15 protein-coding genes are annotated in these 15,237 nt (G+C 68.1%); 12 read left to right on the top strand and 3 right to left on the bottom strand.

The genetic code is table 11. The features are described from left to right. The 8 genes from EIZ44_RS41280 to narI all read left to right on the top strand — a co-directional run bounded on the left by EIZ44_RS41280 (position 1) and on the right by narI (position 10,340). Positions 1-384, top strand: coding sequence for a DUF6188 family protein (locus EIZ44_RS41280; protein WP_134662994.1), 384 nt, complete (start codon positions 1-3; stop codon positions 382-384). A 717-nt stretch (positions 385-1,101) separates the two neighbouring features. Then, the gene (locus tag EIZ44_RS41275) at positions 1,102-1,719 is read left to right on the top strand and encodes a DUF3558 domain-containing protein (protein ID WP_338081110.1); all 618 of its coding nucleotides are present in this window, start codon (positions 1,102-1,104) and stop codon (positions 1,717-1,719) included. 276 nt (positions 1,720-1,995) lie between these two features. Beyond that, on the top strand, positions 1,996-2,514 hold the full coding sequence (locus EIZ44_RS41270; RefSeq protein WP_134734280.1) for a DUF6998 domain-containing protein: 519 nt from the start codon (positions 1,996-1,998) through the stop codon (positions 2,512-2,514). A gap of 324 nt (positions 2,515-2,838) precedes the next feature. Then, entirely contained in the window at positions 2,839-3,333 is a 495-nt protein-coding gene (locus tag EIZ44_RS41265; RefSeq protein WP_134734279.1) for an SRPBCC family protein, read from the top strand. 425 nt (positions 3,334-3,758) lie between these two features. Further along, positions 3,759-7,430, top strand: a complete 3,672-nt coding sequence (locus tag EIZ44_RS41260) for a nitrate reductase subunit alpha (protein ID WP_134734278.1) — start codon at positions 3,759-3,761, stop codon at positions 7,428-7,430. Next, complete coding sequence (narH, locus tag EIZ44_RS41255) at positions 7,430-9,004, top strand: nitrate reductase subunit beta (protein ID WP_134662989.1); 1,575 nt, start codon at positions 7,430-7,432, stop codon at positions 9,002-9,004. Before EIZ44_RS41260 ends, narH begins: the two co-directional genes overlap by 1 nt. Positions 9,005-9,057: 53 nt before the next feature. Beyond that, positions 9,058-9,606 (top strand): nitrate reductase molybdenum cofactor assembly chaperone, encoded by a 549-nt coding sequence (gene narJ, locus EIZ44_RS41250; RefSeq protein WP_240690625.1) that lies wholly within the window; start codon positions 9,058-9,060, stop codon positions 9,604-9,606. Beyond that, positions 9,603-10,340, top strand: a complete 738-nt coding sequence (gene narI, locus EIZ44_RS41245) for a respiratory nitrate reductase subunit gamma (RefSeq protein ID WP_134662987.1) — start codon at positions 9,603-9,605, stop codon at positions 10,338-10,340. The genes narJ and narI overlap by 4 nt, the downstream gene beginning before the upstream one ends. 19 nt (positions 10,341-10,359) lie before the next feature. Here the strand turns inward: narI and EIZ44_RS41240 are convergent, their stop codons facing one another. Continuing rightward, positions 10,360-11,229, bottom strand: a complete 870-nt coding sequence (locus EIZ44_RS41240; RefSeq protein ID WP_134734277.1) for a class II glutamine amidotransferase — start codon at positions 11,227-11,229, stop codon at positions 10,360-10,362. Positions 11,230-11,320: 91 nt separating this feature from the next. Then, positions 11,321-11,953: a TetR/AcrR family transcriptional regulator gene (locus EIZ44_RS41235; protein WP_134662985.1), complete on the bottom strand. Its 633-nt coding sequence runs from the start codon at positions 11,951-11,953 to the stop codon at positions 11,321-11,323. Between the two features lie 125 nt (positions 11,954-12,078). On the opposite strand from EIZ44_RS41235, the gene EIZ44_RS45270 reads away from it, so the two are divergent. The 4 genes from EIZ44_RS45270 (at position 12,079) to EIZ44_RS41215 (ending at position 14,261) form a co-directional block, all read left to right on the top strand. Continuing rightward, a complete protein-coding gene (locus EIZ44_RS45270; RefSeq protein WP_205673470.1) occupies positions 12,079-12,561 on the top strand; it encodes a nuclear transport factor 2 family protein in 483 nt (160 codons plus the stop codon). Next, positions 12,558-13,424, top strand: coding sequence for an alpha/beta fold hydrolase (locus EIZ44_RS41225; RefSeq protein WP_240691554.1), 867 nt, complete (start codon positions 12,558-12,560; stop codon positions 13,422-13,424). The genes EIZ44_RS45270 and EIZ44_RS41225 overlap by 4 nt, the downstream gene beginning before the upstream one ends. Further along, positions 13,421-13,897, top strand: coding sequence for an NUDIX hydrolase (locus EIZ44_RS41220; protein ID WP_037818504.1), 477 nt, complete (start codon positions 13,421-13,423; stop codon positions 13,895-13,897). The genes EIZ44_RS41225 and EIZ44_RS41220 overlap by 4 nt, the downstream gene beginning before the upstream one ends. A gap of 73 nt (positions 13,898-13,970) precedes the next feature. After that, entirely contained in the window at positions 13,971-14,261 is a 291-nt protein-coding gene (locus tag EIZ44_RS41215) for a DUF4235 domain-containing protein (RefSeq protein WP_037818566.1), read from the top strand. A gap of 67 nt (positions 14,262-14,328) precedes the next feature. Here EIZ44_RS41215 and EIZ44_RS41210 read toward each other — a convergent pair. Beyond that, positions 14,329-15,237: serine hydrolase domain-containing protein (locus EIZ44_RS41210; RefSeq protein ID WP_134734274.1), on the bottom strand; the 909-nt coding region annotated here is incomplete at its 5' end.

Raw genomic sequence — 15,237 nt, 5'->3', positions numbered from 1 at the left:
GTGAATCTCGGCCTTGAGGGAAAGAAGCTGCTCTCCATAACGGTCGAATACAGTGCCGTCCTGCATTTCTCCGACGACTACACGGCGCGCATCGAATCACCGTTCAGCTTCAACGTGCCAGGGAGACAGTACAGTTTTTCCCCGGAGAGCGATCCGCAAGAATCATTCCAGCCGATGGATGTCTTGGTGTCTCAAGTCGTAGCGAAGTCCGATGCGGACAATTCTGGCACGTTGAGAATAGCGTTCGGCAACGGCGCTGCGATCCAGGCGGAGAAAGACGACGAATACGAAGCATGGACAGTTTCCGGGCCTGACGGATTCCTGGTCGTCTCCATGCCTGGCGGAGAACTCGCAACCTGGGACGCCAAGCCCGACGCTCCTTGACGAGGTTCGCCCGCCGCGTGCGACGGCGAGAAGGTGGTCCGCTAAGGCGCGGATGGCGTGACATCGAGATAGCCGGGAGTATTGCGATCGGGTCGCTAGTGTTCGGCGCTGGCGAGCCTTTGCTGGACGACAGCGCCGAGGCCTTCCCGATGCTGCGGCCCGATCTCGACCTCGCAGCCGAGCGGCAGCGGCGTGAGGTATGCCGGTGCCGGCGAGGCGATCGAGGGGAGCGACCTCTACCCGGGTGCCCGGCCGGCGTTGGCTGCCCTCCGCGCGAGCGCGGCGTGGGTGGGTGTTGCCGACAATCAGACAGAGAAGGCCGCCCGACTGCTAGTTTGAGGGCGCAGTGATGACGGGGTGCGAGGGGAGCATCACATGGGGAGATCGGGTGACGGTTCTCCGCCTGACGCAGGCGAGGACGTGCCGGCCGGGAGATGCCGGGTGCCAGCGCGGCGCGGGTTGGAACGGCTTGCCGAGCCGGCGGTACGCGAGGACGGCGGGTGTCGGGTACCGGTTCGAGCCTGTTGAAGTCGAGCAGGTGCGGCTCGTGCAAACGTCATTGCAGCGCATGGTCGACCACAACGTGATTGTGCAGCGGACCGCATATGCGTACCTCAACGCGCTGAAAAAGGCCAACGGAACGTATGCGCCGCATGATGCTTGGCAAAGTGAATCCCGGAAAGCCCGCTCTTGGCGGCATGTATTAATAGGATATTTGTGACTCTTTCTCGATTTCGTCTTGCCCTGGCCGGTATCGCAGGCGTGGTGGCTGTCGGGGTCAGCGGGTGCTCCGAACCGACTCAAGGGACGGCAAGCCCGGTGCCTTCCGGTGCCAGCCAGAGTGGTTCGCCCTCGTCGTCGGGGAGCGACAATGTGGAGGCTCCGAGAGTTGCAGCTCCGGTCAATGTGGACAAATATCTCGCGGATCCGTGCAGCATGTTGACACCGTCGCAGCTGTCCGCGTTGCAGCTGAGCCAGCCCGAGGCTGACAAGGCGTCCAGCAGCGTCGGCTGCGGTTGGCGGTTCAGCGACGGGTACACGGCCGTCAGCGCCACGTTTCTGACCACGGTCAAGAACGGCTTGACGAACACCTATCGGCAAAACGCTTTCGGTTATTACAAAGACGGTTACTTCGAGCCGACGGTCGTGAGCGGTTTTCCGGCCGTGCTGGCCAACACCGCGGACCGCCGCAGTCAAGGACAGGTGACCATGCTGGTCGGAGTGTCGGATCAGACCGAAATGGTGGTGCTGATCCAGGGCTCGCCTGGTAGCAACGCCACGACAGCGGCCACGAACGTGACCAAGGCTGTCCTGTCGACGATGCAAGGCACGTAGTGAGCTTGCGGGGCAGTCGATGTCCGTGCAGCAGATCTACGACAACTTCGCGACCGGTGGCGGGTCGGACGGGTTGAGGCAGGCGGCCGCCTACGTCGCCTCGTCCAGGCACATTGCGAGGTCCGGGCCGCGACTTGCCGCCCTCGAAGGCACGCACAGGGACGGCGTTCGCTGCACTTTGGTCCGGTCGCCGAGTTCTCGCGTCTGAATCATGCCAGCAGAATGCGCGGCTTCCGCGCTGCCGCTTTTGTCGGTAGGCCGTGGCACGCTTGGCCAATGCATGAGAAAGACAGTCTCGACCCTCGAACGGACGCAGCGCACGAGAACCTCAGCCTGGTGTCCACCCCGGATTTGCTGGGCAGGTATGCGGCGATACTGCGGGAGCTGCGTGACCGCGGGGTCGTAAGAACCCGGAACGCGCCGCTGGGGGACTATGCCGAACACCTCGCGGCCAAGGCCTATGCCGGCGAGCTCGTACCGAATTCGGTCAAGTCCTACGACTTGCTCGCCGCGGACGGCCGCCGGATCCAGGTGAAAGCCCGGGCCATGGGGCCGGACACGCGGTCAGGCGCTGTCTTCTCCGCCTTCCGTTCCTACGACTTCGACATCGCCGTGCTCATCGCCTTCGACAGCACGACCTACGAGCTGCGGTGGGCCCGTGAGGTGCCGGCCGCCGACATCGAAACCGCCGGACGGCATTCGTCCCATATCAACGGACGGCTGATCAGAATCAGCACTGGCGCCAAGCTCGGCGACGATGTCACTGCCCGGTTCAAGGATGTCATGTCCCGTTAGCCGGGTTCCGGCAGTTGGCAGAGTCTGTGCCAGTGCATCCGAGGACGCGCGGCGCGAGCGGGTCGATTCCGGAGTGCTCGATGCGATTGCGATCTTGGGCCGAGTCCGGGCGGCCCTGGGTGCCACGACCTCACCGGGGGCCGGTGCACGACGTCAGCACCGGAAATCTCTGCCTCCGCGGCCGCACCGGAACCGATCTGGCCAAAAATTCCCGAACGACCTGTCGAGTCGCGCCCGATCCGTTCGTCTTCCTCTTGTCAACGCACCCACGGCCGTGGCGGGCACCCGCCGGGAACTCGGCTTCTTCTGGAAGGACATCACCCGATGAGCACCACCTCGCAAGATCCGACTGTCCTGCACTTCGACATCCTCGTCGACGTTCCCCTCGAGCACGCCTTCCGCGTGTTCACCGAGCGGTTCGACGAGGTCAAGCCTCGCGAGCACAACCTCCTCGCGGTGCCGATCGAACGGACCGTGCTGGAGCCCGCGGCCGGTGGCACCGTGTACGACCTCGGTTCCGACGGCAGCCGGTGCACCTGGGCGCGGGTGCTTGCTTGCGAGCCGCCGGATCGGCTGGTTCTCAGCTGGGACATCAGCCCTCGCTGGCAGTTGGAGTCCGATCCCGGTCGTACCAGCGAGGTGGAGATCCGGTTCCTCGCCGAGGGTGCCGGGCGCACCCGGGTCGTGCTCGAGCATCGGCATCTCGACCGGCACGGCGAAGGCTGGGAGAGCTTCGCGGGCCTCGGCTCCGATTCTGGCTGGCCGTTGTACCTCGACCGGTTCCGGGCCGCGACGGAGCGGGATGCCGCGGGAAGCTGACAACGTCCTTGCCGGGACTGATTCCGGCAAGGCGCGCGCGACATGGATGGCCCCGGCTGCGACGAGCGGTCGGGGCCATTGACCTTCGGCGTCGATTCCTTGTTCGCCGGTGCGGATTAATCGCGAAAAGAACTCCGGCGAAAGTGTTGATCATCATTCATCGGTCAATTCCGACACCGGCAACGGTAGCGAGCAAAGTCCTTGCTGGACAACGGGTTGCGCCACTCGAATGGGCGACTCCGACTGGTTGAGGAAAGTTTTACCCGCCCTATAAAAAACGAACTGTTGCACAGTGAAACAGATCACCACCGCTGGATGGATACGGCATTTTTACGGCGATCACCGCTAACGTGAAGCCGTTCCCGCGCCCCGCGCATTTCGCTTCGGACGCGCCGCGCTGTTTCCATTCGGAGGTCGGACGAACGATGGGTGACCAGTCCCGGGCAAGCACTACGCCCGCGTCGGACGCGTTGTTGCGGCTGGGGCGGTATTTGACCCGGTCGAGCACCTCGCCGGACCTGCGCGCGGTGTATCGCACCGGCGGGCGCGAGGGTGACGTGTTCTACCGGGACCGCTGGAGCCACGACAAGATCGTCCCGTCCACGCACGGCGTCAACTGCACGGGGTCCTGCCGGTGGAAGGTCTATGTCAAGGACGGGATCATCACCTGGGAGAGCCAGGACCCGGACTATCCTTCGGTGGGGCCGGATCTGCCGGAATACGAACCCCGAGGCTGTCCGCGCGGTGCGTCGTTCTCCTGGTATTCCTATTCCCCGACCCGGGTGCGGTTCCCGTACGCCCGCGGCGTGCTGGTCGAGATGTACCGGACCGCGCGGGCCGGGCACGGTGATCCGGTGCGTGCTTGGGAGTCCATTGTGGACGATCCGGTGAAGCGCCGGGCTTACCAGCGCGCCCGCGGGAAGGGCGGGCTGGTGCGGGTGAGCTGGGACGAGGCCGCCGAGATCGCCGCGGCGGCGCATGTGCACGCGATCGCGCGGTACGGGCCGGACCGGGTGGCCGGGTTTTCGCCGATTCCGGCGATGTCGCTGGTCTCGCACGCGGTCGGGTCCCGGTTCATGGCCTTGCTCGGCGCGCCGATGCTGTCGTTCTACGACTGGTACGCGGACCTGCCGGTCGCCTCGCCGCAGGTGTTCGGCGACCAGACCGATGTGCCCGAGTCCGCGGACTGGTGGGACGCGGCCTACCTGGTCATGTGGGGCTCCAACGTGCCGGTCACCCGCACCCCGGACGCGCACTGGATGACCGAAGCCCGCTACCGGGGCCAGAAGGTCGTGGTGGTGTCGCCGGACTACGCGGACAACACCAAGTTCGCCGACGAGTGGCTCGCCCCGCATCCGGGCACCGACGCGGCGCTCGCGATGGCGATGGGGCACGTGATCCTCACCGAGTTCTTCGTCGAGAAAGAAATCGATTACTTCGCCGACTACGCGCGCCGCTTCACCGATCTGCCCTTCCTGGTCACGCTGGAGGAACGGGGCGACGCGGCGGTGCCGGGGAAGTTCCTCACCGCCGCGGACCTCGGCCAGGACGTCGCCGAGGCGGCGTGGAAGACGGTCCTGCTGGACGACCGCACCGGGGAACCGGTGGTGCCCGGCGGTTCGCTGGGGTTCCGCTGGAACGACGAGGACGAGGGACGCTGGAACCTCGACCTCGGCGACGTCGTCCCGCGGCTGACCCTGCTCGGCGAGGGGGAAACAGCCGAGGTCCTGCTGCCGAGGTTCGACGCGACGGACGGCTCCGGGGCGGTGCTGCGCCGGGGCGTGCCGGTGCGGCGCCTCGGCGGTCGCGTCGTCACCACCGTCTTCGACCTGCTGCTCGCGCAGTACGGCGTGCGCCGCGCGGGGCTTCCCGGCAGCTGGCCGGAGTCGTACGCCGATCCGAGCCAGCCGGGCACCCCCGCGTGGCAGGAGGAGATCACGTCGGTTCCGGCCGACCGGGCGGCCCGGATGGCGCGCGAATTCGCCCGCACCGCCGAGGAATCCCGCGGCCGGTGCATGATCCTGATGGGGGCCGGGACCAACCACTGGTTCCACTCCGACACCGTGTACCGCACGTTCCTCGCGCTGCTGACCATGACCGGCTGCCAGGGCCGCAACGGCGGCGGCTGGGCGCACTACGTCGGCCAGGAGAAGGTCCGCCCGCTGACCGGGCACGCGACGCTGGCCGGCGCGCTGGACTGGGTCCGGCCGCCGCGGCACATGATCGGCACCGCCTACTGGTACCTGCACACCGGCCAGTGGCGCTACGACCGGATGCGCAACGACGCGCTGCTTTCCCCGTTGGCGACCGGGAAACTCGCCGGCACGTCGGCCGCCGACACGCTGGCGACCTCGGCCCGGCTCGGCTGGATGCCGTCGTACCCGACCTTCGACCGCAATCCGCTCGACCTGGTCGACGAGGCCGAGGCGGCCGGGGCGGACCCGGTCGAGCACGTCGTCGCGCGGGTCCGCAGCGGCGAGCTGGGATTCGCCTGCGAGGACCCGGACGCGCCGGAGAACTGGCCGCGCGTGCTGACCGTGTGGCGATCGAACCTGCTGGGCTCCTCGGCGAAGGGGCACGAGTACTTCCTGCGCCATCTGCTCGGCACGGACGCGAACGTCCGCGCGGAAGAGGCGCCGCCGCACCTGCGCCCGGAAACCGTTGCCTGGCGCGAAGAAACAGCCGAGGGCAAGCTGGACCTGATGCTGGCGCTGGACTTCCGGATGACCAGCACCACCTTGTTCGCCGACGTCGTGCTGCCCGCCGCGACCTGGTACGAGAAGCACGACCTGTCGTCCACCGACATGCACCCGTTCGTGCATTCGTTCAACGCCGCGGTCGATCCGCCGTGGCAGACCCGGACCGACTTCGACGCCTTCCACACCATCGCGCGCCGGTTCAGCGAACTGGCCCGGGTCCACCTCGGCGTGCGCAAGGACCTGGTCGCCACGCCGATGCTGCACGACACCGCGGGCGAGACCGCGCAGCCCGGCGGCGTCGTCCGGGACTGGCGCGACGGCGAGACCGAGCCCGTTCCCGGCGTCACCTTCCCGGCGTTGACCGTGGTCGAACGCGATTACCCCGCGGTGGCCGCGAAACTGGCCACGCTGGGACCGCTGCTGGACGAACTCGGCACCGCCACCAAGGGCGTATCCTACGACGTCCGGGAGGAACTGGCCTGGCTGGGCAAGAAAAACGGCCTCGCCCGCTCCGGCCCCGCCGAGGGAAGACCGCTGATCGACACCGACATCCGCGCCTCGGACGCGGTGCTCGCGCTCTCCGGCACCACGAACGGACGTCTTGCGGTGCAAGGGTTCGAACAGCTGGAGCGGCGGGTCGGACAGGAGCTGGCGCACCTGGCCGCCGAGCACGAGGGCAAGCGGATCACCTTCGCCGACACCCGATCGCGCCCCGCCGCGGTGATCACCAGCCCGGAATGGTCGGGCAGCGAAAGCGGCGGACGGCGGTACTCGGCGTTCGTGATCAACGTCGAGCACCTCAAACCGTGGCACACGCTGACCGGGCGGCAGCACTTCTTCCTCGACCACGACTGGATGCACGAACTCGGCGAGGCGCTGCCGGTCTACCGCCCGCCGCTGGACCTCAACCGGATCTTCGGCGACACCGGCGATTCGCCCGGCGAGGTGACCGTGCGGTACCTGACCCCGCACAGCAAATGGTCCATCCACTCCACCTACCAGGACAACCTGCACATGCTGACGCTGTCCCGGGGCGGCCAGACGATCTGGGTCAGCCCGGCGGACGCGGCGGCGATCGGCGTGCGCGACAACGACTGGGTCGAAGCGGTGAACCGCAACGGCGTGGTGGCGGCGCGCGCGATCGTGTCGCACCGGATGCCCGCGGGCACGGTGTTCATGTACCACGCCCAGGACCGCGCCGTGAACGTGCCGCGCACCGAGACGACCGGCAAACGCGGCGGCACCGGCAATTCGCTCACCCGGCTGCTGATGAAACCCACTCATCTGATCGGCGGCTACGCCCAGCTCACTTTCGGCTTCAACTACCTGGGGCCGACCGGAAACCAGCGCGACGAGGTCACCGTGCTCCGCCGCCGGGACCAGGAGGTGCGGTACTGATGAGGATCATGGCGCAGCTGGCCATGGTGATGAACCTGGACAAGTGCATCGGCTGCCACACCTGTTCGGTCACCTGCAAGCAGACGTGGACCAACCGGGCGGGCACCGAGTACGTGTGGTTCAACAACGTGGAAACCCGGCCGGGGCAAGGGTATCCGCGCCGTTACGAGGACCAGGAGAGCGGCAAGGGCGGCTGGGTCCGCACTCCCGGCGGCAAGCTGAAACTGCGTGCCGGCGGACGGTTGCGCAAGCTCGCCACCGTGTTCGCCAATCCGGATCTGCCGGAGATCGGCGACTACTACGAACCCTGGACCTACGAGTACCGCACGCTGCTCGACGCTCCGCTGGGCGACGACGTGCCGACCGCGGCGCCGGTCTCCGCGGTCACCGGGCAGCCGATGCAGCCCTCCTGGGGCCCGAACTGGGACGACGACCTCGGCGGCTCGACCGAACACGGCGTCGCGGACCCGCTGCTGGAACGCGTGCGGGACCAGGTCGGCGCGAAAGTGAAGATGGAGTTCGAGCAGAGCTTCATGTTCTACCTGCCGCGGATCTGCGAGCACTGCCTCAACCCCGCGTGCGTGGCCAGTTGCCCGTCCGGCGCGATGTACAAGCGCGAGGAGGACGGCATCGTCCTCGTCGACCAGGAACGCTGCCGCGGCTGGCGGATGTGCGTCACCGGCTGCCCGTACAAGAAGGTCTACTTCAACCACAAGACCGGCAAAGCGGAGAAGTGCACCTTCTGCTATCCGCGGGTGGAGGCCGGTCAGCCGACAGTGTGCTCGGAGACCTGCGTGGGCCGCCTGCGCTACCTCGGCGTGCTGCTCTACGACGCCGACCGGGTCGCCGAGGCGGCCGCGGTGCCCGACGAGCACGACCTGTACCCGGCGCAGCTGGACCTGCTGCTCGACCCGCACGATCCGGACGTGGTCCGGGCGGCCGAGCGGGCCGGGATCCCGCGCGACTGGATCGGCGCGGCCCAGCGGTCCCCGGTCTACCGGCTCATCCACGACTACCGGCTCGCGCTGCCGCTGCATCCGGAGTACCGGACCATGCCGATGGTCTGGTACGTCCCGCCGCTGTCCCCGGTGGCGGACGCGGTGTCCGGCAGCGGATTCGACGGCGAGGACGGGCACAACCTGTTCGGCGCGATCGACGCGCTGCGCATCCCGGTCGAGTACCTGGCCGAACTGTTCACCGCCGGGGACCCGGAACCGGTCCGCGCGTCGCTGCGCCGGCTCGCCGCGATGCGCTCCTACATGCGGTCGGTGACCCTCGGCCGGGAACCGGACGACCAGCTGGCCGCCGCGGTCGGCTTGGACGGGGAGCGGATGTTCGCCATGCACCGGCTGCTGGCGCTGGCCAAGTACGACGAGCGGTACGTCATCCCGACCGCGGGCATCGGACAGGCGCACGCACTGGAAAGCATTGCCACGCAATGCAGTCTCGACACCGACGGCGGACCCGGGATGGGCGGCGGCCCGGAGCCGGGGCAGGTCGACCTGCTGAGCTGGCGCGAAGGAGAACGGCCGGACGCGCTCTTCCCGACGCTTTCGCGCGGCGGTGACCGGTGAGGCTGTTTCGCCGCCATACCAAGGAAAACCGGCACCGCGGTGTCCTGCGCGCCGTGGCTGGCTGGTGCCTGCAATACCCGGACGATTCGGTACTGGGCAAGACGGAGTTGTTGCGCGCCGCGCTGAACGAGATCGCCGACGTCCCCGGCCGGGCCGAGCTGCTCCGGGTGCTCGACCATCTCGACGGCCCCGCGCCGGGCGAGCACTACGTCGAGGTCTTCGACCGCAAACCCCGGCGCACGCTGCACCTGACCTGGTACACCGACGGCGACACCCGCCGCCGCGGCAGCTCGCTGGCCGAACTGCGGCAGTACTACCGCGAACACGGCTTCGAACCAGCCGAGAACGAACTGCCCGATTTCCTTCCGGTGGTACTGGAATTCGCCGCCGCCGCCGATCCGGGCGCCGCTGACGAACTGCTCGCCCGGTTCCGCCCCGGGCTGGAACTGTTGCACCGCAACCTGATCAAGCTCGGCACGCCGTACCAGGACGCGATCGCCGCCGTGCTCGCGACGATCGCCGCGGCGGCCGCACCCCCTGTTCCGCAACCGCCGCGCGAACTGGTGGGACTCGACCCCTATCCGACCGGGAGCGCTCGATGACCAGCCTTGACGTGCTGTTGTGGGGAGCTGCCCCGTACGCCACCGTCGCGTTGCTGATCGGCGGCACCGTCTGGCGGTACCGCTACGACAAATTCGGCTGGACGAGCCGGTCCTCGCAGCTGCATGAATCGAAGCTGCTGCGGATCGGCAGCCCGCTGTTCCACTTCGGACTGCTGATGGTGCTCGGCGGGCACGTGCTCGGCCTGCTGGTCCCGAAGGGCCTCACCGAACTGCTCGGCGTCACCGAGGACAACTACCACCTGGTGTCGCTGGCCATGGGCACTGTCGCCGGGCTGGCCGCGCTCACCGGCCTCGGAGTGCTGGTGTGGCGGCGGTTGCGCACGCCAGCGGTCCGGGCGGGCACGAGCCGCAGCGACCGCGCGATGTACCCGGTGCTCGCGCTGGCGCTCCTGGCCGGAACCGCTACGACCGTCATCGACAACGGCTTTCGCGGCGGCTACGACTACCGCGAGACGATCGCGCCGTGGTTCCGGGGCGTCCTCACGCTGAATCCGCACCCGGAGCTGATGGCGCACGTGCCGGTGGACTACCAGCTCCACACCGCGCTCGGCATGGTGCTGTTCGCGCTGTGGCCGTTTTCCCGGCTGGTGCACGCGTTCAGCGCACCGGTGCACTATCTGCTGCGGCCGTACGTGGTGTACCGGCGGCGCGATCCCGGCCAGGTCGGGAACCGGGCCGCGCGGCGGGGGTGGGAGCCGACGGTGCGGCGCTGAGCCAGGTGTGCGCGGCGGGTCACTGGCCTTGCTGGGACGCGGCGGCGTGGGCGCCGAGGTCGTCGAGGGTCAACGGGTGCCGCGGCGGCTGTTCGAGCACGATCCGGCGGGTCGCGGTCAGGTCCGCGCCGACGTGCAGCAGTTCGCCGGGACGGAGGTTCTGCCAGCCGGGGTCTTCGTCCATGCGTTCGCTGGCGACCACGGCGGCGCGGTGCCGGGCGAGACCGCTGGACCGGGCCCGGATCCGGCCCGCCGCGCTCGCGTGTTCGAGGTGCCGGTCGCCGTGCGGGCCGCCTGCGCAACGCTGCAGGACGTAGAGGTCGTGCGTGTCGGGGTAGTGCAAGGCCCACAAGCCGTCCGCGGTAGTGAGAACGAGGTTGATCGCGTAGACCGGGAGATTCAGGGCGGCCCAGCGGGCGGCGGCGGTGATCCCGGCGCTCACGTCGCCGTCATGAGCGTCGATTTCTTGGGTGACCATAGCGAAGAAACGTTCGGAGTCGGTGTCGCCCTTGACGAGCTCCCGGTACTCGCCGAGCCGGGCTTCCAGCCGGGGGAGATCGCCGAGGACGCCGTTGTGGGCGAACAACCGGCCGTGCTGGGCGAACGGATGGGTGTTGGCCGGTTCGAGGCCGCCGGTCGAGGCGTAGCGGATGTGGGCGAGGAAGGTCGTTGACGTGCATTCCTTGGCCTCGCAGGCGAACTGTTTGTCCTCGTAGGCCGCGAATGGCTGTTTCCAGACCTGCGGCGTGCCTTGCTCGTCGAAGATGCCGAGCCCGGTCCCGTCCGGTTCGCGCCGGCTCTGGGCGGCGAGGCTGTCGGGCGCTTCGAGCAGCCAGAACGTGGCGTGCACGCGCTCCGGGGCAGCGGACAGACCAAACAGACGGCACATGCCGATCCCTTCCCGTCGCGGTTCGGTCCGTGGTTACCCGGGGGAATCGGCCTCAACCCTCGCGGGCGGAGGGCGTCCAGCGGCGGCGTTTTCAGGAGATCCGCAAGCCCCAGCTCGCGATGTCCGTCGCGAGGGAGAGCAGTTCGGCGAGACCGGCTTCGTCCTCGCGCAGCGCGTCGGGACGCCAGGCGAGGCTGAGCACGCCGTTCCAGCTCGCCCAGAGCACGGTGGCCGCTTTGCGCGCGTCGAGCGGGCGGATCGCGCCCTCGGCGATGCCGCGCTCGATCGCGTCGATCATGCGCGCGTTCTGCTCGTCGACACGGTGCGCGAGGCGGGCCGCCGTCTCGGCTGCGGCGGGGTAGTTGCCGAGCGGGGCGGGGAACGCGAGCATCCGGAAGAACTCCGGCTGTTCGAGGTAGAACCGCAGGTACTCCTCGGCCGCGGCCTCCAGCTGTTCGATCGGGGAGCGGTCGGGCGTGTAGGCGCGGTCCATGTACTCGCGGTCGACATCGAGGGCCCGGTCGACGACGGCGGCGTGCAGCCCCGCCTTCGACCCGAAGTTGTTGTAGATCGACCCCACCGCGACACCGGCGCGCTCGGCGATCTCCTCGACCGTCGTCTCCTCGAACGGGCGACCCGCGAAGACCTTCTCGGCGGCCCTGAGCAAGGCGTCGATCGTCCGCTGCTTTCGGGGGTCGCGCGCCTTCGTGCCGCCGGTCGTCATCACGCGATCGTACGGCCGGTTTCTGCATCCATTGCAAGAACTCCCCGATGCGTGCTACCTTCCGGACACTTCTTGCAATCGTTACAAGAGTTGCGCGCCCTTCCGGCGGTGGAGGAGGAAACCCGATGTCCGAACTCCGCGAACACGCCGACCAGGAAGCCGCTGAGCTCGTGGAACGGTTCGCCGAAGCCTGGAGCCGGATGGACCCGGACGCGTTCACCCCGCTGTTCCAGCCCGGCGTCCGGTTGGTCCACCCGCTCGAGCGCAACACCCGAGGCGTCGCCGAGGCACGCGAATTCATGACGCGGACCATGAACCTCGTCCCGGATCTGCGCTACGACGTCCAAGGCTGGGCGAGCGGCTCGGGTCAGGTGCTGATCTGGGGCCGCCTGTACGGAACGCTGGGCGGCAGGCCGATCGAATGGCCGCTTGTCGACCGGATCACGGTCGAAGACGGGTTGATCGCCGAACGGACCGCCTACTTCGACCCGCTGGTGATCATCGGCGCCGTGCTGCGGCGCCCCCGCGCGTGGCTGCCCTACCTGGGCAATCGGCTGCGCAGGTTCGGTGCCGGACGCGGTCGAGGCAATCGCGGCGGCGCGGCGTGAGCGACGCCGGATTGGCTCGCTCGGTGACGGTCGACGGCGCTCGGCTCGCGTTCACCGAACTCGGCGATCCTTCCGCCGAACCGATCGTGCTGCTGCACGGCTATCCGGCCAACCGTCGCTCCTGGCGCCATCAGCTGCGCGGGCTCGCCGAGGAGCATCACGTCTTCGCGCTGGACTGGCTCGGCTGGGGCGAGTCGGAACGCCGCACGGACCTGTCCTTCGACTACGACACCGAGGTGGACCGCGTCGGACGGGTGCTCGACGCGCTCGGCATCGCCGAATGCAACCTGTTCGGCCACGATTACGGCGGCTTCCTGTCCCTTGGCTTCGCGCAGCGCCACCCCGACCGCGTGCGGCGGCTCGCGATCCTCAACAGTCGTGCGCACCGCACTTTCGTGCCCAAGTGGTACGCCGTGTTCTCGCTCGTCGGCATCCTGGGCCGCAGCCCGTTCGCCGCCGTGCCGCTCCCGCTGGAAACGATCAACCGGGTGGCCCTGCGCGGGCTTTTGCGCGCCGGTGTCTTCGACCGCGCGATACTGGACAGCTACCTGAACTGGATGTCCACTTCGGACGGTCGACGCTGGCTCCTGCACTTTTTCCGCGAGTACCGGGTACCTGCTCGCCGGGAACTCGCTGAGGGCCTCGACAAGATCCAGTGCCCCGCCGCGGTTGTGTGGGGAACTGCGGACGAGTATCTCCGGACTTCTATCGCTGAAGAACTCGCCGCGCGGATCCCCGGGGCCGAGCTCACGTTGATTGAAGGGGCTGGGCATTTCGTGATGGAAGAGGCCCCGGACGCCGTGCTTGCCGCCCTGCGTGAGCTGTTGAGTGTCGAGAGTGGCCAGGTAACCTGGGAGAAATGAGTTTCCGGTTAGCGGCGTACGCCGTGTGCATCGAAAACGAATCGGTACTGCTCGCGCGTTACGTTTCGCCGAAGGGCGGCGGAAGCCGCTGGACCCTTCCTGGCGGCGGTGTCGAGCACGGGGAGGATCCGTTCGACGCGGTGATCCGCGAGGTTTCCGAGGAAACCGGATGCGAGGCGGTGGTCGAACGCCTGCTGGGAGTGGATTCCCGGATCATCCCGGCGGCCGAGCGCCTGGTGCCGGATTCGGGTCCGCATCAGAATGTCGGGATTTTCTACCAGGCCCGGATCGTCGGCGGCGAGCTGCGGCCGGAGCCCAACGGCGAGACAGCCGAGTCAGTGTGGACGCCGCTGCCGGCCGTCGCCTCGCTTCGCCGGTCGGGCCTGGTCGACGTGGGCCTTTCGTTGGCGAGGACCAAACCGCCGACGGGCCATGTCGGACCTGTCGCGGTCGGCGGGCTGATCCAGCACTGACGGATCAGCCGCTGCGCGCATACCCCGCCGCAGGAGCGGGTACTGCTTGAGCGAGCGAGAGGGGACGGTGAACATGAACGTCAACAAGCTGCTGTACCGGCCGCTCGGCCTGCTGTTCGGCGTGCTGGGCGGGCTGGCCGCCAACGCGGTGTTCGAGCAGGTGTGGAAGCTGATCTCCGGCACTAAGAAGGCTCCGGAGCCAACACAGAAAGAGCGCGGCTGGGGCGAGGTGCTGCTGGCCGCATCTGTGCAGGGTGCGATCTTCGGAGTGGTCAAGGCCGCTGTCGATCGTGGCGGCGCGACGGGGTACGACAAGCTTACCGGCCAGTGGCCTGGGGATACTGAGAAGCACGACAAGGCTTGAGATCCGAAGACGCGCTAACGGCCACGGCCTGAGCCCGGCTCCCCAACCGGGCCCAGGCCGTGGTCTTTCAGGCGCAGATCACCTTGTCGATCAACGAATAGAAGGCCTCATTCGCGGGTCCGCGGCCGAACGTCAGCGAAGCTTCCACCCGGCGCTTTCCGTCCGCGCTGGTGAACGCGATCGTCCCGTACCCGGGAATCCCGCCGGTGTGGCCGAAAACCGGGATTCCGCACGGCGTGGTTCGGGTTTCCACTCCCAGCCCGTACTCCTCGGCCGCGGAGCGCGGGGTGGTCATTTGCTTCAGCAGCGGCGGCGGCACCAGCCGTCCCGCGGCCAGCGCTTGGACGAACTTGTCCAGGTCCGCGGTGGTGGAGATCATCTCGCCCGCGGCGCCGCCGAAGCTCGGGTTCAGTTCGGTGACGTCAACCAGTTTCCCGTTCATCTCCTGATAGCCGTGTGCGTGCTTGCCCGGGATCCTGGTGCGGTCCCCGGGGACCACCGTGTGGTGCATGCCCAGCGGGCGCAGGATCCGCTTGGCCACCGCGTCGCCCCACGCGTGTCCGGTGGTCCGTTCGATCAGCATGCCGAGCACGGTGTAGTTGGTGTTGGAATACGAGAACTTGCTGCCCGGCGGGAAATCGAGCGGCCGTGCGGTCGCGATGGCGACCAGTGATTCCGGCGAAAAGTGCTGGTAGCGGACTTTCTCCAGATCGGTGCCGTCCAATGGGATTGACCGGAGATAGTTGTAAAGGCCGCTGGTGTGCTGCAGAAGCATCCGCACGGTGATCTCTTTGCCGCGCGGCAGGAGTCCGGGCAGGTAGTGCTCGACGGGCGTGTCGAGCTGGATCCGGTGTTCGGCGACGAGTTGCATCACTACGGTGGCTACGAACGTTTTGGTCGTGCTGCCGATCCGGAATCGCCCGGTGGGCGAGACCGGCCGTCGGGAGTCCAGTTCGGACACTCCGGCGGTCACGGT

Source organism: Amycolatopsis nivea (genome assembly GCF_004522235.1).
GTDB classification, from domain to species: Bacteria; Actinomycetota; Actinomycetes; order Mycobacteriales; family Pseudonocardiaceae; genus Amycolatopsis; species Amycolatopsis nivea.
The sequence above is the reverse complement of the archived record's forward strand: the minus strand, read 5'-3'. Positions and strand labels throughout refer to the sequence as shown.

What these genes read in the sequence shown, in the direction of transcription:
- EIZ44_RS45270 (WP_205673470.1), top strand. Translation starts at nt 12,079, where the DNA reads ATGTCCGAACTCCGCGAACACGCCGACCAGGAAGCCGCTGAGCTCGTG.
- EIZ44_RS41265 (WP_134734279.1), top strand. Translation starts at nt 2,839, where the DNA reads ATGAGCACCACCTCGCAAGATCCGACTGTCCTGCACTTCGACATCCTC.
- EIZ44_RS41215 (WP_037818566.1), top strand. Translation starts at nt 13,971, where the DNA reads ATGAACGTCAACAAGCTGCTGTACCGGCCGCTCGGCCTGCTGTTCGGC.
- EIZ44_RS41235 (WP_134662985.1), bottom strand. Translation starts at nt 11,953, where the DNA reads ATGACGACCGGCGGCACGAAGGCGCGCGACCCCCGAAAGCAGCGGACG.
- narI (WP_134662987.1), top strand. Translation starts at nt 9,603, where the DNA reads ATGACCAGCCTTGACGTGCTGTTGTGGGGAGCTGCCCCGTACGCCACC.
- EIZ44_RS41270 (WP_134734280.1), top strand. Translation starts at nt 1,996, where the DNA reads ATGCATGAGAAAGACAGTCTCGACCCTCGAACGGACGCAGCGCACGAG.
- EIZ44_RS41260 (WP_134734278.1), top strand. Translation starts at nt 3,759, where the DNA reads ATGGGTGACCAGTCCCGGGCAAGCACTACGCCCGCGTCGGACGCGTTG.
- narH (WP_134662989.1), top strand. Translation starts at nt 7,430, where the DNA reads ATGAGGATCATGGCGCAGCTGGCCATGGTGATGAACCTGGACAAGTGC.
- EIZ44_RS41220 (WP_037818504.1), top strand. Translation starts at nt 13,421, where the DNA reads ATGAGTTTCCGGTTAGCGGCGTACGCCGTGTGCATCGAAAACGAATCG.
- EIZ44_RS41240 (WP_134734277.1), bottom strand. Translation starts at nt 11,229, where the DNA reads ATGTGCCGTCTGTTTGGTCTGTCCGCTGCCCCGGAGCGCGTGCACGCC.